Source organism: Mesorhizobium liriopis (assembly GCF_024053505.1).
Lineage (GTDB): Bacteria > Pseudomonadota > Alphaproteobacteria > Rhizobiales > Rhizobiaceae > Mesorhizobium_B > Mesorhizobium_B liriopis.
The window spans coordinates 249159-270531 of the sequence record NZ_JAMXQS010000006.1 but is presented as its reverse complement, the minus strand read 5'-3'; the positions used below and the strand labels follow the sequence as shown (position 1 = coordinate 270531).

Sequence of the window (21373 nt, the reverse complement as noted above, 5' to 3'; positions counted from 1 at the left end):
ATCCACAATCCCGACTTGCCGGATGAGCGAGCCATGCGACAGACCAAAATTCTTCTTCTCGCATCGCTGCTGCTCGGCACCGCGACGCTTTCCATGCCGCAGCACGCGCTTTCAGCCGAAGCGCAGCCCGCTGCCGCCCAGCGCCAAACGCCGCCGTCGATCAATGTGGTCGCTGCCAGGCGGCAGGAACTGCGTGAAACCATCACGGTCACCGGCACGATCGTAGCGCGCGACACGGCGGCGCTCGGCACGGATGTCACTGGTCTGCAGGTGGTCGAACTGAACGCAGACGAAGGCGATGTCGTGAAAAAGGGCGATGTGCTCGCCGTTCTCGACCGGCGCTCGCTCGACACGCAGTTGAAGGAACTGGAAGCCAACCGCGCACAGGCCGAGGCCGCCGCAGCGCAGGTCGGCGCGCAGATCACCGACGCCGAAGTGGCGGTGCGCCAGGCGGGCGAGGCCCTGCGCCGTGCGCGGGAATTGAAGAACAAGGGTGTTTCTGCGCAGTCCCAGCTCGATGACGCCCTTAACGCCTCGGATAGTGCCAAGGCACGTCTGATCGTGGCGCAACGGGCGCTTTCAGCTTCCCAGGCGCAGCTGGCCGTGATCGACGCTCAACGCGGCAACATTCAGCTTCAGATCGACAAGACTCAGGTTCGCGCGCCGGCCGACGGCCTGATCCTGCAGCGCGATGCCACTCTGGGCGGTGTCGTGTCCGTCAGTGCGGGGCCGCTCTTCCGCATCGCCATCAATTCGGAGTTCGAGCTGGCCGCCGACGTATCCGAAGCTTCGCTCGCGCGGTTGACCAGGGGCTTGCCTGTCGCAGTGAGACTCGCCGGGCTCGATCAACCCATCAAAGGCAAGATCCGGCGCGTTTCGCCCGAAGTGAACCAGCAGTCGCGCCTGGGCTCGATCCGTGTCACCCTGGACGAGCATGAGAAGGCGCGTGTCGGCAATTTCGCGCGCGGCGAGATCGAGGTGGACCGCCATGAGGGAATCGCCGTGCCGGTGTCGGCTGTCATCTATCAGGGGCGCGATGCGTTTCTGCAGGTCGTGGCCGATGGCAAAGTGCGTACGACGCCCGTCGAGCTCGGGATTCGCGGCGCAACCAAGATCGAGGTGGCGTCGGGCATCGAGGAAGGCGCCGAAGTGGTGGCTCGTGCCGGGACCTTCGTGGCCGACGGCGATGCGATCACGCCCGTGCGTGAGGCTGAAGCGCAGGCAGGAGCGACCGTCCAATGAACTGGAACTTCTCCGCCTGGTCGATCCGGAACCCTATTCCGCCGATCCTGCTTTTTCTCGTGCTGATGGCCCTCGGCGTCATGTCCTTCATGACGCTGCCCGTCACGCGCTTTCCGAACATCGACGTGCCGCTGGTTGCCGTCACTGTCGTGGACCCCGGCGTGGCGCCGAGCGAATTGGAAACGCAGGTTTCCAAAAAGGTCGAGGACGCCGTTGCAAACCTGACCGGCGTCAAGAACGTCACGACCAACATCACTGAGGGCCAATCTCAGACACTGATCGAGTTCCGGTTGGAAGTCGATACGCAGACTGCTGTCAACGATGTGAAGGACGCCGTCGAGCGCATTCGCACGGACCTCCCCGCGACCTCGGAAACGCCGATCGTCAATCGTATCGATGTCGAGGGGCAGGCGATCGTCACCTATGCCGTTGCCTCGCCGGGCAAGACGATCGAGGAGCTGTCGTGGTTCGTGGACGACACCGTGATCCGCAAACTGCAGGGCCAGAAGGGCGTCGCGCGCGTGGACCGCTACGGCGGGGTGACGCGCGAGATCAAGGTCGAGCTCGACCCGGATCGGTTGAGCGCTCTCAACGTCACCGCCAGCGACGTCAACCGAGCGCTCCTCGCTTCCAATGTCGACCTCACCGGCGGCAATGCGAAGTTCGCGGATCGCGAACAGACCATCCGCACGCTGGGTGGTGCCAAGACGATCGGTGATCTGCGCGCGCTCGATATCCCGCTGACGGGCGGCCGCACGGTGCGCTTGTCCGAGATCGCGACGGTGACCGACTCTTGGAGCGACCCCGTTTCCTTCGCCCGCATCGGCGATCAGACGGTGGTGTCGTTCGGCGTGTTCCGCGGCAAGGGCGAAAGCGACGTCGATGTGAGCAATCGCGTCGAGGCGGCGATCGCCGATCTTCAGGCCGCGCATCCCGAGGTGAAGATCTCCAAGGTCGACGACTCCGTGTCCTACACGGTCGGCAACTTCGACTCGGCCATGGAAACGCTGCTGGAAGGCGCGATCCTGTCGGTGGTCGTGGTGTTCCTGTTCCTGCGCGATGTCCGGGCGACGCTTGTTTCAGCTGTGGCACTGCCGCTGTCGATTATCCCTGCCTTCTGGGCGCTCGACATGCTGGGCTTCTCGCTCAACCTCGTCAGCCTGCTCGGTATCACACTGGTCGTCGGAATTCTCGTGGACGATGCGATCGTGGAGATCGAGAACATCGTTCGACATGTGAAGATGGGCAAATCTGCCTATCGCGCCTCGCTGGAAGCGGCCGACGAGATCGGCCTCGCGGTGATCGCCATTTCCGCCACGATCATGGCGGTCTTCGCGCCTGTTTCCTTCATGGGCGGCATCGCCGGGCAGTATTTCAAGCAGTTCGGCCTGACCGTCGCGATCGCGGTGTTCTTCTCGCTGTTGGTCGCGCGCCTCATCACGCCGATGCTCGCCGCCTATTTCCTGCGTGAGCACGGCCACGAGGAGCCGAAGCCAGGCTTCGTGTTGCGCGGCTATCTCTCGCTGCTACGCGGCACGCTGCGCTTTCGCTGGCTGACGCTTTTCGCAGGCATCGGCTTCTTCGCGGTGTCGATGTACGCGATGCAGTTTCTGCCCTCGGGCTTCATTCCGCGCGAAGACGCCAGCCGCATCGTCTTTTCGCTCGAACTCCCGCCGGGTAGCCGGCTGGAGGACACCCGCCGCGTGACGGATGAAGCGAGCAAGGCCGTGCGGGATACCGACGGCGTGGAAGGCGTCTACGTGGTCGGCGGCGCGAGCCCTACCGGCACACTCGAAACCCGACGCGCGACGCTGGTCGCCGATCTCGTGCACAAGTCCGAGCGTGACGTGACGCAGGCGCAGATCGAGGAAACTCTGCTCGCCAAGCTCGCACAGATTCCCGACCTGCGCGCTTATTTCGTGAACGACCGCGGCGAACGCACGCTGTCCGTCGGCATCATGGGCACGGACGGGCAGGCCTTGGACGAGGCGGCACGCAAGGTTCAGAGCGAGATGGCTCAGACCGGCCAGTTCCGTGCGATCAGCTCGAACGCAGCGCTCGACCGTCCGGAAGTCGTGGTCGTGCCTGACCTTGATCGCCTGGCACAGCTCGGTATCTCGACTCAAACCCTGTCGCAGACGCTGCGCGTCGCGACCATCGGCGACATCGACGAGAACCTCGCCAAGTTCACGGTCGGCGACCGCCAGATTCCGATCCGTGTCCAGCTGACGGAGCAGGCGCGTGATGATCTTTCGGTGGTCAGTGCGCTGCCGGTGCCGACGCCGTCAGGCGTGGCTGTGCCGCTGTCGTCCGTCGCCGAAATCCGCTTCGGCCAGGGGCCTTCGGCAATCGCACGCTACAACCGTGAGCGGCGCGTGCTGATCGGTGCCGACCTGCCGCCCGGCATCGAAGTAGGCCAAGGTCTCGCGACCGTCATGGCGCTGCCTGAGGTCAAGAACCTGCCGGCTGGCATTCGGGTACAGGAGGCGGGCGACGCCGAGGTGATGGGCGAAGTGTTCTCGGGCTTCGCGACGGCCATGATGACAGGCCTGATGCTGGTGCTCGTGGTGCTGATCCTGCTGTTCGGCTCGGTGTTCCACTCCTTCACGATCCTCGGCTCGCTGCCATTGGCGGTCGGCGGCGTGGCTGCCGCGCTGTTGCTGACGCACTCGGCTGTGTCCATGCCGGTCGTGATCGGTATCCTGATGCTGATGGGCATCGTCACCAAGAACGCGATCATGCTCGTCGATTTCGCGGTGGAAGAGGTGAAGCAGGGCATCCCACGCCATGAGGCCATCGTGGACGCGGGGCGCAAGCGCGCTCGGCCGATCGTGATGACCACCATCGCCATGTCCGCCGGCATGATCCCGGCTGCGATGGCGCTGGGCGATGGCGGCGAGTTCCGCGCGCCGATGGCGGTCGCGGTGATCGGCGGCCTCTTGGTCTCGACCTTCCTGTCGCTGGTGTTCGTGCCGTCCTTCTACACGATCATGGACGATGCGGCGATCCAGACGGCACGGCTCTTCCGCTGGGCGGTTCGCCCGAACCGCCGCGACGAGCCGGATGAGGATCTCGGTGAGCCGAGCAATGTCCACGCCCTGCGGCGCGGCGATCACGGCATGCCGATCGCGGCGGAGTAAACTGCACGACTGCGGCGTCTGGCGGCGGAGAGCTGCCAGACGGAATGCGCTGTCAGAGCACCGATGAGGATCGAGCCGCCGATCAGCGTGTTCCGACTGGGCACCTCGGTAAAGATGATCCAGACCCAGATCGGTGCCAGCACGGTTTCGAGCAGGTAGAACATTGCCACTTCCGGCCCCGATATGTAACGCGGGCCAGTGGACAGGCAGAACAGCGCGATCGGCGTCACCACCGCGCCGTTGAAGACGATCCAGAACGGCACTTCGATCTCAAATCCACCCCGGGCGCCCACCATCGCGAGCGCGACAATGCAGGGCAGGACCGTACCGGTGATCGCGGCCATACCCATTGGCCGGCCGCTCGACCGCGCGACCGTGATGCCGCAAGCGAGCAGGAAAGTGGACAGTGCCGCCATCAGGTCGCCGAAGATGCGGCCGTTCCCCAACCCGTCGCCAACGATGATGGCGATGCCGACAAGCGTTGCGCCCATGGCAACCAAGGTGCCGAGGCGCGGACGCTCGTTAAGAAAGGCCCAGGACAGCAGAGCCGCGAACATCGAGTTCAGGGCGAGGATGAAGACGACATTCGCGGTGGCCGTGTTGAACACCGAAAGCACGAAAGTGAGAGAGCTTGCGCCGTAGAACAGCGCAACGAGCAGACCCTTGCCGCCCGGTATCAGCGGCGGCGCGTTGCGGTCGAAGCGGCGCCAGATCAGCCAACCGATCAGTCCGACGACAAGCGTCAGCGCGGTTCGCGTTGCAAGGATGCTCCACGCATCGCCTTGCGCCGCACGGATAAGCGGAATGTCGAATGTCAGGATGAAGCCGCCAAAGGCGGTGAGAGCCAGCCCCTTCGCATAGGATGACAGGCGAGGGCGAGGGACGTCCGCGGTCACGGGCTGCTTTCGGCTGGCGAAGACCTCAGTCCTCGATGGGGAAACGCTCCCAGCCGCGCGCAGTAAGGTGCTCCTGGGGTTGGAAGCGCACCTTATAGTTCATCTTGGGCGAGCCATTGACCCAGTAACCGAGATAGACATAGGGCAGGCCCATCGCCTTGGCCCGCGCGACGTGGTCGAGGATCATGAAGGTGCCGAGCGAGCGGTCCTCCATTTCCGGATCGAAATAGGAATAGACCATGGAAAGCCCGTCGCCCATCTTGTCGGTAAGGGCGACCGCGATCAGCTCGCCTTCGCCTCGACCCGTGATGAAGCTGTCGGGACCGCGACGGCGGTACTCGATGACCTTTGTATCCACATGCGTGTCCTCGACCATCATCGCATAGTCGAGCACGCTCATATCCGACATGCCGCCGCGCCGATGACGGGCGTCGAGATAGGTGCGGAAAAGGGAATATTGTTCGGTGGAGGGCTGCGCATCGAACATCGTGCCGATCAGGTCACTGTTGCGATGCTGCACGCGGCGCATGTTCCGAGTTTCGGCGAACTCGTCGGTGACGATACGAACGGACACGCAGGCCCGGCAGGACTCGCAGGCCGGCCGGTAGGCGATGTTCTGCGAGCGGCGGAAGCCGCCTTGCGTCAAGAGATCGTTCATCCCAGGCGCGCGGTCGCCTACGAGGTGCGTGAACACCTTCCGCTCGAACTGCCCCTGAATGTAAGGGCAGGGCGATGGCGCAGTCAGGAAGAACTGCGGAGTTTGTGTGACTACGTGCTGCGTCATCGAGCGGTGATTACGAGAAACAATTCCACCATTGGCCGCCATGCGGCGCGATTCGTCAATTCAGTCTTTCTGACAGTTATAGCGGCGGGCGGTCCCGCACGACCACCGTGCCGAGCAAAAGGTCGTGAATCGTACGCTTGCCATTGGTGAAGAGCGTCGCGAGCAGGATCAGTGGCGTGAGCACCGCATTGCCGAGCCAGAACAGCGCCATGTGGATTGCGGCGGTTGGCCCGTCGATGCGTGAGCCGTCTAGCCGCATGATGTGCACGCCCATCATGCGCATGCCAGTGGTCGCCTGGTTCGGGCCACCGAGCGTCTTCCACATATAGATGAGCGCGACGAGCGGGATCAGTATCGCAAACAGCATCCAGCCGAGGCCGAGCGTCACGATGCCGCCGATGAACACGACGATGGCGGCAGGGATCGTCCACAACGCGATCAGGAGATAGTCGATACAGAACGCAAAGACGCGGCGCGACAGCACGCCGTCATAGAGCGCAGGCTCGTCGAGGGGCACCGAAGCGAGATCGTCACGATAATCGCGGGCGGTCATCTTCATTCTCCATGACGCGGCGTTGTTACCGGTCTGCAACCGAAAGGTGGGAATAGTCTATGCGAATGCAAGGATCGTGCTGAAGAGCCGTATTCTGCGTTGAGTTCGCAACGTGGGTGCGCAACGTTCGCCAAAGCGTGCGGCGGAAGGATTTGTGATGGCGGAATATGACATGCTGGTCATCGGCAGCGGCCCATCCGGACGCCGCGCTGCCATCCAGTCGGCAAAGCTTGGCAAGTCGGTTCTTGTCGTGGATCGCGGGCGGAGGCTGGGTGGCGTGTCCGTTCATACCGGGACTATTCCCTCCAAGACCATTCGCGAAACGGTGCTGAACCTTTCGGGCTTGCGCGAGCGCGGCTTCTACGGGCGCGGTTATCGCGTGAAACAGGACATCGGTGCGGCCGACCTCATTGCGCGCCTGCAAAAGACGCTCGACCACGAAGTCGAGGTGCTGCAGCACCAGTTCATGCGCAACGGCGTACGCTCGCTGCGGGCCGTGGCGAAGTTTGCGGACGCGAACAATGTCGATGTGGAGACCGAAGCCGGCGAAAAGAGCCGCATCGGTTTCCGCCACGCCCTGATCTCGGTGGGCACCAAGCCCTTTCGGCCGGCCAATGTGCCCTTCGACGGCAAGCATGTCTTCGACAGCGAAGACATCCTTGAGCTGCCACGCCTCCCGCGCAGCCTGGCGGTGATCGGCGGCGGTGTGATCGGCGTGGAATATGCCACGATCTTCTCCGCGCTCGACGTGCCGGTGACGCTGATCGAGCCGCGCCAGACCATTCTCGACTTCATCGACCGCGAACTGGTGGACGAGTTCATCCACGAGATGCGCGATCGCGGCATGACGATCAGGCTCGGTACGGCTGTGAAGGAGATCGTTTCGAATGAGAAGGGCGCCGAGGTTCACATGGCGGACGGCCGGGTGGTGCGCGTCGATGTCGTGCTTTACGCGGCTGGCCGCAGCGGCAATATCGGCAGCCTGAACCTCGATGCGGTGGGCATACAGTCCGACGAGCGCGGGCGCATCAAAGTCGATCCGCACACATTTCAGACCTCCGTGCCGAACATCTACGCAGCAGGTGACGTGATAGGCTTCCCCAGCCTTGCCTCGACCTCGCTGGAACAGGGACGCGTCGCCGCCTGCCACGCCTTCGGCATCGCGCTGCCGCCCGCGCCCGAGACATTTCCCTATGGCATCTATGCCGTGCCGGAGATTTCGACCGTGGGCCTGTCCGAAGCGCAGGTGCGCGAGAAGGGTATTGCTTATGAGGCCGGCGTGGCGCGCTTTAGCGAAACGTCGCGCGGCCACATCATGGGCGTCGGTTCGGGCTTCCTGAAATTGATCTTCTCTCTGGAAAACCGCCGCCTGCTCGGCGCGCACATTCTCGGAGAAGGCGCCACCGAACTGGTCCATATCGGACAGGCGGTCATCAACCTTCAGGGGACGGTCGACTTCTTCGTCGAAAACACCTTCAACTATCCCACGCTCGCCGAGGCCTACAAGATCGCGGGCCTCGACGCATGGAACCGCATGGGTGGGGCGAGAGCCGAAGCCGCCGCTCTCGATCAGCCGGCAGCCTGACCGAGATACTCTGCGTCCGAGACATGCTCGAGCCAGTCGACGGATCGACCGTCGAGCTGTTCATGGATAGCGATATGCGTCATGGCCGTGGTGGCAGTCGCGCCATGCCAGTGCTTTTCATCGGGTTCGAACCAGATGACGTCGCCGGGCCTGATCTCCTCGATCGGCCCGCCTTCACGTTGCGCCCACCCGAAGCCAGACGTGACGACCAGCGTCTGGCCAAGCGGATGCGTGTGCCATGCGGTTCGCGCACCAGGCTCGAACGTCACCTGGGCGCCTGCCACACGTGCCGGTTCGGGCGCCGTGAAAAGCGGGTCTCTGCGGACCCGACCGGTGAACCAGTCCGCGGCGCCCGTTTGCGAGGCCTGTGACCCTGCGCGTTTGATATCCATCAGAGACCACCCTTCGCCAGCAATTCCGCAGCCTCGGGCGCGAAATAGGTCAGGATGCCGTCGCAGCCCGCACGCTTGAACGCCAGAAGCGTTTCCATCATCACCCGCTCACCGTCGATCCAGCCATTGGCAGCGGCCGCGCGGATCATCGAATATTCGCCCGACACCTGATAGGCGAAGGTCGGCATGGCGAACTCGTCCTTCAGGCGGCGGATGATGTCGAGATAGGGCAGGCCGGGCTTGACCATGATCATGTCGGCGCCTTCGGCCAGATCCTGCTCGGTCTCGCGCACGGCCTCGTCGGAATTGGCCGGGTCGATATAGTAGGTCTTCTTGTCGCCTTTCAGCAGCCCGGCCGTGCCGATGGCCTCGCGGTAGGGGCCGTAATAGGCGGAGGCGAACTTGGTCGCATAGGACATGATCGGCACGTCCGAGAAGCCGTTCGCGTCGAGCGCATCGCGGATCGCGCCGATACGGCCATCCATCATGTCGGATGGCGCGATGATGTCGGCGCCCGCTTCGGCTTGAAGCACGGCACCATGCGCGATCTGGGCCACGGTCTCGTCGTTGAGAATGATGCCGTCGCGCAAGATCCCGTCATGGCCGTGCGTGGTGAAGGGGTCCAGCGCCACATCCGTGATGATACCGATTTCGGGCACCGCCGCCTTGATGGCGCGTGTGCCGCGGTTGATCAGGTTCTCGCGTTCGCGAATTTGGGAGCCCGCTTCGTCCTTCAAGTCGAAAGCGACGTTCGGAAAGGTCGCGAGTGCCGGAATGCCGAGCTTCGCCGCGCGCTCCGCCTCCTTGGCTGCGAGATCGGGCGAGACGCGGAATAGGCCGGGCATGGCTGCGATGGGCTCGCGCACATTCGTGCCTTCGGTCAGAAAGATTGGCCAGATCAGGTCGTTCACCGTGAGCTGCGTTTCCTGCACCAGCCGGCGCGACCATGGCGCCTTGCGCATCCGTCGCAGGCGGCGCGATCCGGTGATCTCGTCCACACTGCGGGGCGAGGGCTGTGAGAAGGATGAGTGCTTGTTCATGGATGCGCCTTTTCGGTCGCTTACCGGGCGTGAGCAGGGTCACCGCCCAAAAGCGTTTTGTCAAAGCATGGGGCCGCTGCTATCCCGAAACCCGCAACGGGACAACCTCATGGATCAAGTGAAGGATCGCGAGATCAGGTTCGAGCGGCAGGGCCGTGCGGGTCTTATCACGCTGTGCCGTCCGGAATCGCTGAACGCGCTGTCGCACCGGATGATCCTGGCCCTGACGCGCGCGCTGCTGACATGGGCGGAGGATCCGGCCATCGAGATCGTGGTTGTTCAGGCCGAGGGCAGGGCATTCTGTGCCGGGGGCGACCTGATGGAAGTCTACCAGCGCCGCAAGAAAGGCGGTCCACCGCTCGATTTCTTTGCCGACGAGTATCGCCTGAACGCGTTGATCGCGCGCTATCCGAAGCCCTACGTCTCGCTGGTCGATGGTATCGCCATGGGCGGCGGCGTTGGTCTGGCCTTCCATGGGCCGACGCGCATCATGACCGAGCGCGCCGAGTTCGCCATGCCGGAAGTCGGCATCGGTTTTTTCCCTGATGTCGGCGGCACTTGCATTCTTTCCGGCGTCAAGGGCTCCTACGGCATGTATATGGCGCTGACAGGCAACCGCATGCACTGGGGCGATGCGCTCTGGACGGAGCTTGCGACCTATGCCGTCCCCTCCGACAAGCTTTCGGCCTTTCGCGACGATCTCTGCGAGACCGCCGATGCGGACACGAGCGTCAGGTCCTATGCGGTCGTCCCACCGCGTGAGACCGATGATGCCACGCTTTACGCCATCGCCACCCACTTCTCCCGCGATACGCTCCGGCATGTGCTCGCGAGCCTCAAGCAGGCCGCATGGCGGCGCGACGAGTTCGCGCGGCAAACCCTGATGACGATCAAAAGCCGCTCGCCGATGAGCGTCGCCGTCACTTTCGCGCAGATCGCCGCCGGCGCGATGCTGACGGTCGAGGAAGCGTTGCGCATGGAATTTCGCATCCTGACCCGCATGCTGCGCGGCCATGACTTTTACGAGGGTATCCGCGCGACGCTGATCGAAAAGGACGGCAAGCCGCTTTGGCGCCCGTCGCGCCTGTCCGATGTCGATCCGGCAGCCGTGGATGCGCATTTCGCGCCGCTTGGCGAAGACGAACTCGTTTTGTGGAACGATGGCAGATGACGGACGAGCAACTTTCCCGCCTGTCCACGCGACCTTCGACCACCGAGCTTTTGTTCGAATGGTTTCAGCGCATCGTCGCTCTGTACTGCCTGATCTTCGGCGTTTTCTACTGGGTCAGGCTCCTCGGTTTCTATGAAGGACCGCTCTGGCGCTTCGACCTGATGCCCACCTATTGGCAGGTCGCGGCTGTCCTGCTCGCCGTGTTCTTTCCGTTCGCCGCCATTGGGCTCTGGATGCTGGCGTCTTGGGGGCCGATCATCTGGTTCATCTGCGCGGTAGTGGAAACGGTGATGTATGCAGCACTGCCTGATCTATTCGGCACTAATTATTCGGTGCTCGCAGTCCACGCTATGGTTGCGATTGTGTATATCGCCTTCGTTGTTGTCATTTCGAGACGAAGGCGAGGGAGGGAAGTAAGCCACTATTAAGCGTGAGATTGCGTTTTCCTGTGCAAGGCTCTGTTAAGCGTGAGGTTTAAGTCAAGTTTTATAGGCTGCCGCGTAGGGTCGCGATCAAGGTGAGGCGATAGACCTTGCCACTGGCGACAACAGGAAGAGGCAACCCATGACGAACGCACGCGCTGCGGGCAGGACCGCTCACACCCAGTCGAACACCAACACCGCTCCGCAGGACGAACGCCGTGATGCGCTTCGCACCCTCTACATGGAGTCGCTTCAGCTGGTCGAGCGTCTGCACCGCCGCCTGCTCGACGTGATCAAGGATGAGTTCGAGCGTTCGGGCCGCTCCGACATCAACGCCATCCAGGCCTTGCTTCTGTTCAACATCGGCAATTCCGAGCTGACCGCCGGCGAGCTTCGCACCCGCGGCTACTATCTCGGCTCGAACGTGTCCTACAATCTCAAGAAGCTGGTCGAGCTCGACTTTATCAACCACCAGCGCTCGCGCATCGACCGCCGCTCGGTCCGCATCAGCCTGACGCCCAAGGGCACTGAAGTCGCGGATGTGGTCGCCAAGCTCTACGAGCGCCACATCGGTTCCATCGAGCAGGTCGGCGGCATCAACCCGGAAGAGTTCCAGCAGATGAACAAGGCGCTGCAGCGTCTGGACCGCTTCTGGAACGATACCATCGCTTACCGCATGTAAGCCTCTTCTCCCTTCTTTTTGCTCTCCAGGCAAAGAGGTGTGGCCGGCGGGGAACACCACCCCGTCGGCCACGTCGTTTTCGCGAACAGCGTCGGGCTACCGGCCACGCTGCCGCCATATTCGAATGGCTTTCGAGAAACCCAGCTAAGGAAGCGAGATCGTTGACCTTTCCGTGATCGGCTGGGCAGGGTGCCTTGGCCTTTTGTTAAGGATAGGCAGGCACCAAGGACGCTTCCGAAACCTTGAGCTTCGTGAGCCGCGTGGGAAGCGCGGGATTTGGCGAAGCAAAGCGATGGGATAATCGATGCAAGCCAGCCGCCGCCAGTTTCTCGCCGGGATCGCCGGCCTCGCCACCGCAGCCGTGCCGGGCACGAGCTTCGCGCAGGACGTGTTGAGCGACATCTTCCAAGCATCTGGTCGCGGCGATTGGGATATGCAGTTCGATGCGCGCGCTTCGCAGGGCGGCAAGGTCGCTTCCACCCTGCCGATCTTTTCCCCGCAGACGCTCGGCTACATCGAGCAGGCCATCGGCGAGTATTCGAACATCGCGGCACAGGGCAGTTGGAACACGGTGCCGGACACCAAGAAGCTTCAACTCGGCGTGTCCGACCCGGACGTCGAGGCGCTGCGCCGCCGCCTGATCATCACCGGCGACCTTTCGCAGTCGGCCGGCCTCTCCACTGAGTTCGACTCATATGTCGATTCCGCCGTGAAGCGCTTCCAGGCGCGTCACGGCCTGCCGGCAGACGGTGTGCTCGGCAAGTACTCCTACGCCGCCATGAACATCTCTGCCCAGGTTCGTCTCGGCCAGCTCCAGACCAATCTCGAGCGCCTGCGCCCCTACACGCAGAACACACCGAGCCGCTATGTGATGGTCAACATTCCGGCAGCCCAGATCGAGGCAGTCGAGAACGGTCGCGTGGTGCAGCGGCACACGGCGATCGTCGGCAAGATCGACCGCCAGACGCCGATCCTGAACTCGGCCATCAACGAGGTCATCGTCAATCCGTACTGGAATGCACCGGAATCGATCGTCCGCAAGGACATCATTCCGCTCATGCGCAAGGATCCGACCTATCTGACCAAGAACAACATCCGCATTCTCGGACCCAGCGGCGAGATCGACCCGACCACCATCGACTGGTCGACCGAAGATGCAGCGAAGTTCCGCTTCCGTCAGGATCCGGGTGCGAACAACGCCATGGCGTCGGTGAAGATCAACTTCCCGAACACCCACGCCACATACATGCACGATACGCCGCAGCAGAGCCTGTTCAACAAGCTCATGCGCTTCGACTCTTCGGGCTGCGTGCGCGTGCAGAACGTCCGCGACCTCGTGACCTGGCTGATCCGCGACACGCCTGGCTGGAACCGCCAGCGTTTCGAACAGACCATCAAGTCGGGCGAGAGCACGCCGGTGCAGATCGCGCAGCCGGTGCCGGTCTATTTCTCCTACATCTCGGCATGGTCCACGGGCGATCACGTCACGCATTTCCGCGACGATATCTACGCGCTGGACGGGGCGCAGGAATTGAAGATTTCTTCGCTCTAAAAATCGTCATCTGAGAGAAAGCCGCCTTCGGGCGGCTTTTTCCGTTTCAGCGTGGCGCAAAGCAGCAAAATACGTCGCGCGAATGCATGGTGAGGCGCTGATCTCCGTGCTAGGTCGCGCGCACGTTTAGACACGAATGGGGCAGTCATGGCAGCCAACGGCTTCTTCACCACCACGCTCGCGGATGCGGATCCGGAGATCTTCGATGCCATCGGCAAGGAACTCGGTCGTCAGCGCCACGAGATCGAACTGATCGCCTCGGAGAACATCGTCAGCCGTGCGGTGCTCGAGGCGCAGGGCTCGATCATGACCAACAAATATGCCGAGGGCTATCCCGGCAAGCGCTACTATGGTGGCTGCCAGTTCGTGGATATCGCCGAGCAGCTTGCCATCGACCGCGCCAAGAAGCTGTTCAGCTGCAACTTCGCGAACGTCCAGCCGAACTCCGGCAGCCAGATGAACCAGGCGGTGTTCCTGGCGCTCCTGCAGCCGGGCGACACCTTCATGGGCCTCGACCTGAATTCGGGTGGCCACCTCACGCATGGCTCGCCGGTGAACATGTCCGGCAAGTGGTTCAAGGTGGCGTCCTACGGCGTGCGTCGCGACGATCATCTCATCGATATGGATGAGGTCGAGCGCATCGCGCAGCAGGAGAAGCCCAAGCTCATCATCGCCGGCGGCACTGCCTATTCGCGCATCTGGGATTTCAAGCGCTTCCGTGAGATCGCCGACAGCGTCGGCGCCTATCTGATGGTCGATATGGCCCATATCGCGGGCCTCGTGGCCGGTGGCGCGCATCCGTCGCCGTTCCCGCACGCGCATGTGGTGACCACTACCACGCATAAGTCGCTACGCGGCCCCCGTGGCGGCATGATCCTCTCGAACGACGAGGAGATCGCGAAGAAGATGAACTCGGCCGTTTTCCCCGGATTGCAGGGCGGTCCGCTGATGCATGTCATCGCGGCGAAGGCCGTGGCTTTCGGCGAGGCATTGCAGCCCGAGTTCAAGACTTACGCCGAGAACATCGTGAAGAACGCCAAGGCGCTTGCCACGAGCCTGCAGGATACGGGTCTCGACATCGTGTCGGGCGGCACGGACAATCACTCCATGCTGGTGGACCTCCGCCCCAAGAACGCCACGGGGAAGCGCGCGGAAGCCGCGCTCGGCCGCGCGGCGATCACCTGCAACAAGAACGGCATCCCGTTCGACCCGGAAAAGCCGTTCGTCACCTCTGGCATCCGCCTGGGCACGCCGGCCGGCACCACGCGTGGTTTCGGCGAAGCCGAGTTCACCGAGATCGGCGCGCTGATCTCTGAAGTGCTCGACGGCCTGAAGGCGGCCAATTCGGACGAAGGTAACGGCACGGTCGAGGCAGCGGTGCACGACAAGGTGCGCAAGCTGACTGACCGCTTCCCCATGTACCCCTACATGAACTAAAGGCAGCGCATCACCATATCGGTTCAAGATGCGTTGCCCTTATTGCCAGTCTGAAGACACCCAAGTGAAGGATTCGCGACCCGCCGAAGACGGCGTCGCGATCCGGCGCCGTCGCGTCTGTCCCGTTTGCGGCGGGCGCTTTACCACCTTCGAGCGCGTGCAACTGCGCGACCTGATCGTTGGGAAACGCTCCGGCCGCAAGGTGCCTTTCGACCGAGACAAGCTACGTCGTTCGATCGACGTCGCCTTGCGCAAGCGCAATGTCGATCCGGATCGCGTGGACCGGGCTGTCACCGGCATCGTTCGCCAGCTGGAAAGCGGCGGCGAGGCGGAAGTGACATCCGACGAGATTGGCCGTCTCGTGATGGACGCCCTGAAGTCGCTGGACGACGTGGCCTATGTCCGCTTTGCCTCGGTTTATCGCAATTTCCGCGAGGCCAAGGACTTCCACGACGTTCTTGGCGAGCTGCGCAGCGACGAGGATGTTGACTGATCCGGCGCAAGACCGTTGCTTCATGGCGGCGGCTATCCGATTTTCGTTGCGCAATCTCGGGCGCACCGCGACCAACCCATCTGTCGGAACCTTGATCGTTGACGACCATGGCATCATTGTCGGCCGGGGCGTCACGGCTGTCGGTGGCCGCCCGCATGCCGAACCCCAAGCCCTCGCCGAGGCCGGCGAGCGGGCGAAGGGTGCGACCGCCTATGTCACGCTCGAACCCTGCGCCCATCACGGCCGGACCCCGCCTTGCGCGAATGCCTTGGTCGCGGCCGGCATACGCCGTGTTGTCGGCGCTGCGGCCGATCCGGATCCGCGTGTCGCCGGGCGCGGTTACGCCATCCTGCGCGACGCTGGGATTGACGTGACCGAAGGTGTTTTGGCTACCGAAGCATCCGACGCCATGGCGGGCTATCTCATGCGCTCGCTGAACAAGCGGCCTTATGTGACTCTCAAGCTTGCGCTTTCCGCTGATGATATGATCGGGCGAGAAGGCAAAGGGCAGTTGCCGATCACGGGTGCCACCGCCCGCGCCCAGGTGCAGATGATGCGCGCTGCGAGCGATGCGATCATGGTGGGCATCAATACGGCGCTGGCTGATGATCCGCTTTTGACGGTTCGCTTGAGCGGGCTAGAAGGGCGCTCGCCGATCCGCATCGTGCTCGACAAGAACAGCCGCCTGCCGCTTCAATCGAATCTAGTTCGAACCGCTCGGGATGTCCCGGTTCGCATTGCCGCATCCGTTGATAACGACCGCCGCGCGAAACTCGAAGCAGCCGGTGTCGGCATTCTGGCCGTCGAAGAGTTCGACGGTCGTATTGCGATGCCGGAACTTCTCGAAGATCTGGCGTCACAGGGCATTGCAAATCTGTTCATCGAGGGGGGTGCTGCGACCGCAAGAGCCTTGCTCACGGATGGCCTCGTGGATCGGCTCGTGCTGTTCAAGGGCGCGATGAAGATCGGCCGAGGCGGCATAGCGTCGCCAATCGCATGGGATACGCCGCTACAGGGTTTTCACCTCACGCGCGAAAGCCGCTTCGGTGATGATCTCTGCCGGGAATGGAGAAGAGACTGATGTTCACAGGTATCGTGTCCGACATCGGCAACATTTCAGCTGTTTCCTCGCTGCCCGAGGGAAAGCGTTTTCGGATTGAAACGGCCTATGATCCGTCCACGATCGACATCGGCGCTTCCATCGCCTGCTCCGGCGTGTGCCTGACTGTCGTGACGCTGCCCGAGGCAGGCTCGAATGCGCGTTGGTTCGAGGTCGAAGCTTGGGAGGAAGCGCTGCGCCTCACCACTGCCGCCAATTGGAACAGTGCCACGCGCATCAATCTCGAGCGCGCGCTGAAGGTCGGCGACGAACTCGGCGGCCATATCGTGTCCGGCCATGTCGATGGGCAGGCCGAGATCGTTTCTGTCGAGGAGGAGGGGGAGGCGACCCGCTTCACGCTGGAAGCGCCACGCGAGCTCGCGCGGTTCATCGCGCCGAAAGGCTCGGTCGCACTCGATGGCACGTCGCTCACCGTCAATCGCGTCGCAGGTACTCGCTTCGACGTGCTTCTGATCCGTCACTCGCTCGAAGTCACCACATGGGGGGAGCGCAAGGCGGGCGATCGTGTCAACATCGAGATCGACACAATGGCCCGCTATGCGGCACGGCTAGTGGAAGCGCAGAAGGATGGGCTTTGAGCCTGATATAGAATGAGCGTACAAAGCTGTTGGCCAACGCTCTCGACCGCACGACATTTGTGGGCAAGACGCGTGCTGAAAGGATCGATCTCGTGAGCGATGCGAACCTGTTCTGGCTGCTTTGGGGTTTCGGCTTGCCTGCGCTGATTGCTGCGGGTGCCTACACCGCTGTGCGTCTGCATGAGCGTTCCTTAAAGCGCTAACGCAAAAGGGAATGGCTGCTCTTCACCTCTAGCCTTGCGATAAAGTCGGCATCGGCCTAAGTCACCGGCGCTTCCGGAGACTTTCATGGCCACCACCCACACTCACACGGGCGCGTTTCTCGCGCCGGCGCGGAAAACGCACCTGCTGATCATCGAGGCGCGCTTCTATGACGGCTATGCCGATGCGCTGCTCGAAGGCGCGAAGGCCGCACTCGACGAGGCGAACGCGACCTACGACGTCGTCACCGTTCCCGGCGCGCTCGAAATCCCGGCCGTGATCGCGTTTGCGCTCGACGCAGCCGACGATGGCGGCAAGCAGTATGACGGCTTCGTCGCGCTTGGAACCATTATTCGCGGCGAGACCTACCACTTCGATGTGGTCGCCAACGAATCCTCGCGCGCTCTTATGGACCTTTCTGTGAACGGCTCGCTCGCCATCGGCAACGGCATTCTCACCACTGAGAATGAAGAGCAGACCTGGGTTCGCGCCAAGCGCGAAGAGGGCGACAAAGGCGGCTTCGCGGCACGCGCGGCTCTGACCATGATCGCCATCCGCGATCGCCTGGGAGCCTGATCATGGCCGAGCCGATTGCGAATGAAGAAACAGCACCTCGCCAGGCAAACAAGCGCGGGGCCGCTCGCCTCGCTGCGGTGCAGGCGCTCTACCAGATGGATGTCGCGGGCGCGGGTGTCCTCGAGATCGCGGCCGAATATGAGAGCTTCCGTCTCGGCAAGGAAGTGGATGGCGCGCAATATCGCGAGGCCGATGCGCAGTGGTTCCGCACCATCATCTCGGGCGTCGTCGCGGAGCAGCGCACCATCGACCCGGTGATCCGTCAGGCCCTGACAGATGACTGGCCGCTCTCGCGCCTCGATTCGACCCTTCGCGCCATCCTTCGTGCAGGTGTGTGGGAGTTGATGAAGCGCAACGACGTGCCGGTTCCGGTGATCGTGTCCGAATATATCGATATCGCCAAGGCATTCTATACCGAGGACGAGCCCAAGCTCGTCAACGCCGTGCTGGACCGCGTTGCGAAGCGCGTTCGCACCGAGAGCAAGGGCAGCGCATAGGGCCCTTACCTGCGCTCGACCTATCAAATGAGGGTTCCGCGTCGAATTGCGCGGACTGGTGCCAGTTCCTCAACCGATTAACGCTTGAACCATGACGGCGTCAGCTTGACGCCGGTCGAACCGTCCCGTTTTATCCCTGCCGTTACGGCCTATGGGCATTCCGCCCTTGATTTGGGCGTGATTCCATCGGGCCCGGTCATTCCGCCCGGGTCCCCTTCGAATTTTTGGGAGGGAATTCGGACATGACAATGCTTTATGTCGTCATCGCCTGCGGGCTGCTTTCGATCGCCTATGCGATCTGGGCAACCCAGTCGGTGCTGGCGTCCGACCAGGGTAATGCGCGGATGCAGGAAATTTCTGCTGCTATCCGCGAGGGTGCCCAAGCCTATCTGACCCGCCAATACACCACCATCGCCATCGTCGGCGTCGTGGTCTTCCTGCTCGCCTGGTGGCTTCTGTCCGGCATCGCTGCCATCGGCTTCCTGATCGGTGCCGTGCTCTCTGGCGTCGCAGGCTTTATCGGCATGCATGTCTCGGTGCGCGCCAATGTGCGAACGGCTCAAGCCGCGTCGAACAGCCTTGCCGCTGGCCTCGACATCGCCTTCAAGTCGGGCGCGATTACAGGCCTTCTGGTGGCCGGCCTCGCGCTGTTGGGCGTCTCGGTCTACTACCTCATTCTGATTGGTCCGATGGCCCATGCACCGAACGACCGCGCCGTCATCGACGCGCTCGTCGCGCTCGGCTTCGGTGCTTCGCTCATCTCGATCTTCGCGCGTCTCGGCGGCGGCATCTTCACCAAAGGCGCGGATGTCGGCGGCGATCTGGTGGGCAAGGTCGAAGCGGGTATCCCGGAGGACGATCCGCGCAACCCGGCGACCATCGCGGACAATGTCGGCGACAATGTCGGCGACTGCGCGGGCATGGCGGCCGACCTGTTCGAGACCTATGCGGTGACCGTTGTCGCCACCATGGTGCTCGGATCGATCTTCTTCGGCACGACAGCCGCCCTTGGCAATGTCATGCTCTACCCGCTCGCCATCTGCGGCGCGTGCATCCTCACTTCGATCGTCGGCACATTCTTCGTGAAGCTCGGCTCAAACGGCTCGATCATGGGCGCGCTTTACAAGGGCTTGATCGTCACCGGCCTGCTTTCCATCGTCGGCCTCGGCGTCGCGACCTGGGCGACTGTCGGCTTTGGTGAGATCGGCACCGCCAACGGCATGGCGATCACCGGGTCCAACCTCTTCATCTGCGGGCTCATCGGCCTTCTCGTGACGGGACTGATCGTGGTGATCACCGAATACTATACCGGCACCAACAAGCGTCCGGTGAACTCGATCGCGCAGGCTTCCGTGACCGGCCACGGCACGAATGTCATCCAAGGTCTGGCTGTCTCGCTCGAATCGACGGCGCTGCCCGCCATCGTGATCGTTGGCGGCATCATCGCGACCTTCCAGCTTGCAGGCCTGTTCGGCACGGCAATCGCGGTAACGACCATGCTGGGCCTTGCCGGTATGATCGTGGCACTCGATGCGTTCGGTCCCGTTACCGACAATGCCGGTGGTATCGCCGAAATGTCGGGCCTGCCCAAGGAAGTGCGCCAATCCACCGACGCGCTCGATGCGGTGGGCAACACGACCAAGGCCGTGACCAAAGGCTATGCCATCGGCTCGGCAGGCTTGGGCGCATTGGTGCTGTTCGCGGCCTACTCCTACGACCTGCAATACTTCGCTGCAAACGCCGCGCAGTATCCGTACTTCGCCGATCTCGGGACTGTGTCCTTCGATCTCTCGAACCCTTATGTGGTGGCGGGCCTGATCTTTGGCGGCCTGATCCCCTACCTCTTCGGCGGCATCGCCATGACGGCGGTCGGTCGCGCAGCGGGTTCGATCGTCGAGGAGGTCCGGCGTCAGTTCCGGGAGGATGCTGGCATCATGCAGGGTACGTCCAAGCCGAATTATGCGCGCGCCGTGGACCTGCTGACCAAGGCCGCGATCAAGGAGATGATCATCCCCTCGTTGCTGCCTGTCCTGGCGCCGCTCGTCGTTTATTTCGGCGTGCTGCTCATTTCTGGCTCGAAAGCCTCAGCGTTCGCGGCACTCGGCGCGTCGTTGCTCGGCGTTATCGTCAACGGCCTTTTCGTGGCGATCTCGATGACCTCCGGTGGCGGTGCTTGGGACAATGCGAAGAAGAGCTTCGAGGACGGCTTCATCGATAAGGACGGCGTCCGCCACGTGAAGGGCTCCGAGGCGCACAAGGCATCGGTCACCGGCGACACGGTGGGCGACCCCTACAAGGACACCGCCGGCCCGGCCGTGAACCCCGCTATCAAGATCACGAACATCGTGGCCTTGCTGCTGCTGGCGGTTCTGGCCCACTCGGCCTGACCATAAACGAAAGGCCCGCGGATCGCTCCGCGGGCCTTTCTGATTCTGCGCCTGCTCCTAGAAGGAGCTGGTCGGATTTGCCCCCGGCAGACTCGGCTTGGCGCCGGCTCCCGAAAGGATGCGGCCGAGGAAGTTCTGGTCTTTGCCGCCCGTTGGCGTGGTGCGCGAGATGAAGTCGAACACCTTGCCGTCCTTCATGCCGTAATTCGCGATATTGGTCACGCGGCCATCCGCGCCGAAGTAAACGGCCAAAATGCGCTGGTCGACGAGGCGCGCATTCATGAAGGCCACGCTGCGGCGACGCGTCTGAGAGATGTAGTAGAAGACTTCATTGTCGAAGGTCGCCGTGGTCGAAGGCGTGCCGAGCGCGAGCAGAACCTGTTCGCGGCTCGAACCAACCGGTACCGAGTCGATCTGCGCCTGGTCGATGATATAGCCCTGCGTGATCGTCTCGCCGGGCGTCAGGCCGAGATTGCCCGTGCCATTGCAGCCGGCCAGCAATAGGCCTGCGGCAAGAAGTGGCGCAGCTTGCCCCCAGGCTGCAGCCCTCTTGAAATTCGTTCCCCTCAAGCGCAACTCCCCATCCAGTCGATCCAGTGCCACCCTTCGGCCCCTGTCCGCCCTT

21 protein-coding genes are annotated in these 21373 nt (G+C 62.8%); 15 read left to right on the top strand and 6 right to left on the bottom strand.

The features are described from left to right. The first annotated feature begins 33 nt into the window (after positions 1-33). Positions 34-1242 (top strand): efflux RND transporter periplasmic adaptor subunit, encoded by a 1209-nt coding sequence (locus NGM99_RS13490; RefSeq protein WP_252819727.1) that lies wholly within the window; start codon positions 34-36, stop codon positions 1240-1242. After that, positions 1239-4382: an efflux RND transporter permease subunit gene (locus NGM99_RS13485; protein ID WP_252819725.1), complete on the top strand. Its 3144-nt coding sequence runs from the start codon at positions 1239-1241 to the stop codon at positions 4380-4382. Before NGM99_RS13490 ends, NGM99_RS13485 begins: the two co-directional genes overlap by 4 nt. On the opposite strand, the gene NGM99_RS13480 is transcribed toward NGM99_RS13485, so the two are convergent. The 3 genes from NGM99_RS13480 to NGM99_RS13470 all read right to left on the bottom strand — a co-directional run bounded on the left by NGM99_RS13480 (position 4355) and on the right by NGM99_RS13470 (position 6615). Continuing rightward, positions 4355-5278: a DMT family transporter gene (locus NGM99_RS13480; RefSeq protein WP_252819723.1), complete on the bottom strand. Its 924-nt coding sequence runs from the start codon at positions 5276-5278 to the stop codon at positions 4355-4357. The genes NGM99_RS13485 and NGM99_RS13480 overlap by 28 nt on opposite strands. Before the next feature lie 25 nt (positions 5279-5303). Beyond that, positions 5304-6062 carry an arginyltransferase gene (locus NGM99_RS13475; RefSeq protein ID WP_252819721.1) on the bottom strand — a complete coding sequence of 253 codons (759 nt, stop codon included), beginning with the start codon at positions 6060-6062 and terminating at the stop codon, positions 5304-5306. Positions 6063-6138: 76 nt separating this feature from the next. Beyond that, complete coding sequence (locus NGM99_RS13470; RefSeq protein ID WP_252819719.1) at positions 6139-6615, bottom strand: RDD family protein; 477 nt, start codon at positions 6613-6615, stop codon at positions 6139-6141. A 157-nt stretch (positions 6616-6772) separates the two neighbouring features. Between NGM99_RS13470 and sthA the strand changes: the two genes are divergently transcribed. Further along, positions 6773-8200, top strand: a complete 1428-nt coding sequence (gene sthA / locus NGM99_RS13465; RefSeq protein WP_252819717.1) for a Si-specific NAD(P)(+) transhydrogenase — start codon at positions 6773-6775, stop codon at positions 8198-8200. On the opposite strand, the gene NGM99_RS13460 is transcribed toward sthA, so the two are convergent. After that, positions 8185-8592: a (R)-mandelonitrile lyase gene (locus tag NGM99_RS13460; protein WP_252819714.1), complete on the bottom strand. Its 408-nt coding sequence runs from the start codon at positions 8590-8592 to the stop codon at positions 8185-8187. The genes sthA and NGM99_RS13460 overlap by 16 nt on opposite strands. Beyond that, complete coding sequence (hemB, locus tag NGM99_RS13455) at positions 8592-9632, bottom strand: porphobilinogen synthase (RefSeq protein WP_252819712.1); 1041 nt, start codon at positions 9630-9632, stop codon at positions 8592-8594. The genes NGM99_RS13460 and hemB overlap by 1 nt, the downstream gene beginning before the upstream one ends. Before the next feature lie 109 nt (positions 9633-9741). Between hemB and NGM99_RS13450 the strand changes: the two genes are divergently transcribed. The 12 genes from NGM99_RS13450 to NGM99_RS13395 all read left to right on the top strand — a co-directional run bounded on the left by NGM99_RS13450 (position 9742) and on the right by NGM99_RS13395 (position 20748). Continuing rightward, positions 9742-10803, top strand: coding sequence for an enoyl-CoA hydratase/isomerase family protein (locus NGM99_RS13450; RefSeq protein ID WP_252819710.1), 1062 nt, complete (start codon positions 9742-9744; stop codon positions 10801-10803). Continuing rightward, complete coding sequence (locus tag NGM99_RS13445) at positions 10800-11231, top strand: DUF6163 family protein (RefSeq protein WP_252819708.1); 432 nt, start codon at positions 10800-10802, stop codon at positions 11229-11231. Before NGM99_RS13450 ends, NGM99_RS13445 begins: the two co-directional genes overlap by 4 nt. 136 nt (positions 11232-11367) lie before the next feature. Beyond that, on the top strand, positions 11368-11907 hold the full coding sequence (ldtR, locus tag NGM99_RS13440; RefSeq protein WP_252819706.1) for a transcriptional regulator LdtR: 540 nt from the start codon (positions 11368-11370) through the stop codon (positions 11905-11907). Positions 11908-12211: 304 nt separating this feature from the next. After that, positions 12212-13459: a L,D-transpeptidase family protein gene (locus NGM99_RS13435; protein WP_252819704.1), complete on the top strand. Its 1248-nt coding sequence runs from the start codon at positions 12212-12214 to the stop codon at positions 13457-13459. Positions 13460-13606: 147 nt separating this feature from the next. Further along, the gene (glyA, locus tag NGM99_RS13430) at positions 13607-14896 is read left to right on the top strand and encodes a serine hydroxymethyltransferase (protein ID WP_252819703.1); all 1290 of its coding nucleotides are present in this window, start codon (positions 13607-13609) and stop codon (positions 14894-14896) included. 28 nt (positions 14897-14924) lie between these two features. After that, positions 14925-15389: a transcriptional regulator NrdR gene (gene nrdR / locus NGM99_RS13425; RefSeq protein ID WP_252819701.1), complete on the top strand. Its 465-nt coding sequence runs from the start codon at positions 14925-14927 to the stop codon at positions 15387-15389. Then, positions 15379-16470 (top strand): bifunctional diaminohydroxyphosphoribosylaminopyrimidine deaminase/5-amino-6-(5-phosphoribosylamino)uracil reductase RibD, encoded by a 1092-nt coding sequence (gene ribD / locus NGM99_RS13420; protein ID WP_289852475.1) that lies wholly within the window; start codon positions 15379-15381, stop codon positions 16468-16470. The genes nrdR and ribD overlap by 11 nt, the downstream gene beginning before the upstream one ends. Next, positions 16470-17087: a riboflavin synthase gene (locus tag NGM99_RS13415; RefSeq protein WP_252819697.1), complete on the top strand. Its 618-nt coding sequence runs from the start codon at positions 16470-16472 to the stop codon at positions 17085-17087. Before ribD ends, NGM99_RS13415 begins: the two co-directional genes overlap by 1 nt. A 29-nt stretch (positions 17088-17116) precedes the next feature. After that, the gene (locus NGM99_RS13410) at positions 17117-17290 is read left to right on the top strand and encodes a hypothetical protein (RefSeq protein WP_252819695.1); all 174 of its coding nucleotides are present in this window, start codon (positions 17117-17119) and stop codon (positions 17288-17290) included. An 85-nt stretch (positions 17291-17375) separates the two neighbouring features. Further along, positions 17376-17864 (top strand): 6,7-dimethyl-8-ribityllumazine synthase, encoded by a 489-nt coding sequence (gene ribH / locus NGM99_RS13405; protein ID WP_252819693.1) that lies wholly within the window; start codon positions 17376-17378, stop codon positions 17862-17864. 2 nt (positions 17865-17866) lie between these two features. Further along, positions 17867-18361 carry a transcription antitermination factor NusB gene (gene nusB / locus NGM99_RS13400; protein WP_252819691.1) on the top strand — a complete coding sequence of 165 codons (495 nt, stop codon included), beginning with the start codon at positions 17867-17869 and terminating at the stop codon, positions 18359-18361. A 242-nt stretch (positions 18362-18603) separates the two neighbouring features. Continuing rightward, a complete protein-coding gene (locus tag NGM99_RS13395; RefSeq protein WP_252819689.1) occupies positions 18604-20748 on the top strand; it encodes a sodium-translocating pyrophosphatase in 2145 nt (714 codons plus the stop codon). Between the two features lie 57 nt (positions 20749-20805). On the opposite strand, the gene NGM99_RS13390 is transcribed toward NGM99_RS13395, so the two are convergent. After that, positions 20806-21318 carry an outer membrane protein assembly factor BamE gene (locus NGM99_RS13390; RefSeq protein WP_252819687.1) on the bottom strand — a complete coding sequence of 171 codons (513 nt, stop codon included), beginning with the start codon at positions 21316-21318 and terminating at the stop codon, positions 20806-20808. Positions 21319-21373 lie beyond the last annotated feature (55 nt).

Bases quoted from the DNA above. Each gene is read 5' to 3' on its own strand.
- NGM99_RS13415 (WP_252819697.1), top strand. From the start codon at position 16,470: ATGTTCACAGGTATCGTGTCCGACATCGGCAACATTTCAGCTGTTTCC.
- NGM99_RS13435 (WP_252819704.1), top strand. From the start codon at position 12,212: ATGCAAGCCAGCCGCCGCCAGTTTCTCGCCGGGATCGCCGGCCTCGCC.
- NGM99_RS13485 (WP_252819725.1), top strand. From the start codon at position 1,239: ATGAACTGGAACTTCTCCGCCTGGTCGATCCGGAACCCTATTCCGCCG.
- ribD (WP_289852475.1), top strand. From the start codon at position 15,379: ATGTTGACTGATCCGGCGCAAGACCGTTGCTTCATGGCGGCGGCTATC.
- NGM99_RS13395 (WP_252819689.1), top strand. From the start codon at position 18,604: ATGACAATGCTTTATGTCGTCATCGCCTGCGGGCTGCTTTCGATCGCC.
- nusB (WP_252819691.1), top strand. From the start codon at position 17,867: ATGGCCGAGCCGATTGCGAATGAAGAAACAGCACCTCGCCAGGCAAAC.
- NGM99_RS13475 (WP_252819721.1), bottom strand. From the start codon at position 6,062: ATGACGCAGCACGTAGTCACACAAACTCCGCAGTTCTTCCTGACTGCG.
- NGM99_RS13450 (WP_252819710.1), top strand. From the start codon at position 9,742: ATGGATCAAGTGAAGGATCGCGAGATCAGGTTCGAGCGGCAGGGCCGT.
- sthA (WP_252819717.1), top strand. From the start codon at position 6,773: ATGGCGGAATATGACATGCTGGTCATCGGCAGCGGCCCATCCGGACGC.
- ldtR (WP_252819706.1), top strand. From the start codon at position 11,368: ATGACGAACGCACGCGCTGCGGGCAGGACCGCTCACACCCAGTCGAAC.
- NGM99_RS13460 (WP_252819714.1), bottom strand. From the start codon at position 8,592: ATGGATATCAAACGCGCAGGGTCACAGGCCTCGCAAACGGGCGCCGCG.
- NGM99_RS13445 (WP_252819708.1), top strand. From the start codon at position 10,800: ATGACGGACGAGCAACTTTCCCGCCTGTCCACGCGACCTTCGACCACC.
- NGM99_RS13470 (WP_252819719.1), bottom strand. From the start codon at position 6,615: ATGACCGCCCGCGATTATCGTGACGATCTCGCTTCGGTGCCCCTCGAC.
- hemB (WP_252819712.1), bottom strand. From the start codon at position 9,632: ATGAACAAGCACTCATCCTTCTCACAGCCCTCGCCCCGCAGTGTGGAC.
- glyA (WP_252819703.1), top strand. From the start codon at position 13,607: ATGGCAGCCAACGGCTTCTTCACCACCACGCTCGCGGATGCGGATCCG.
- NGM99_RS13490 (WP_252819727.1), top strand. From the start codon at position 34: ATGCGACAGACCAAAATTCTTCTTCTCGCATCGCTGCTGCTCGGCACC.
- ribH (WP_252819693.1), top strand. From the start codon at position 17,376: ATGGCCACCACCCACACTCACACGGGCGCGTTTCTCGCGCCGGCGCGG.
- nrdR (WP_252819701.1), top strand. From the start codon at position 14,925: ATGCGTTGCCCTTATTGCCAGTCTGAAGACACCCAAGTGAAGGATTCG.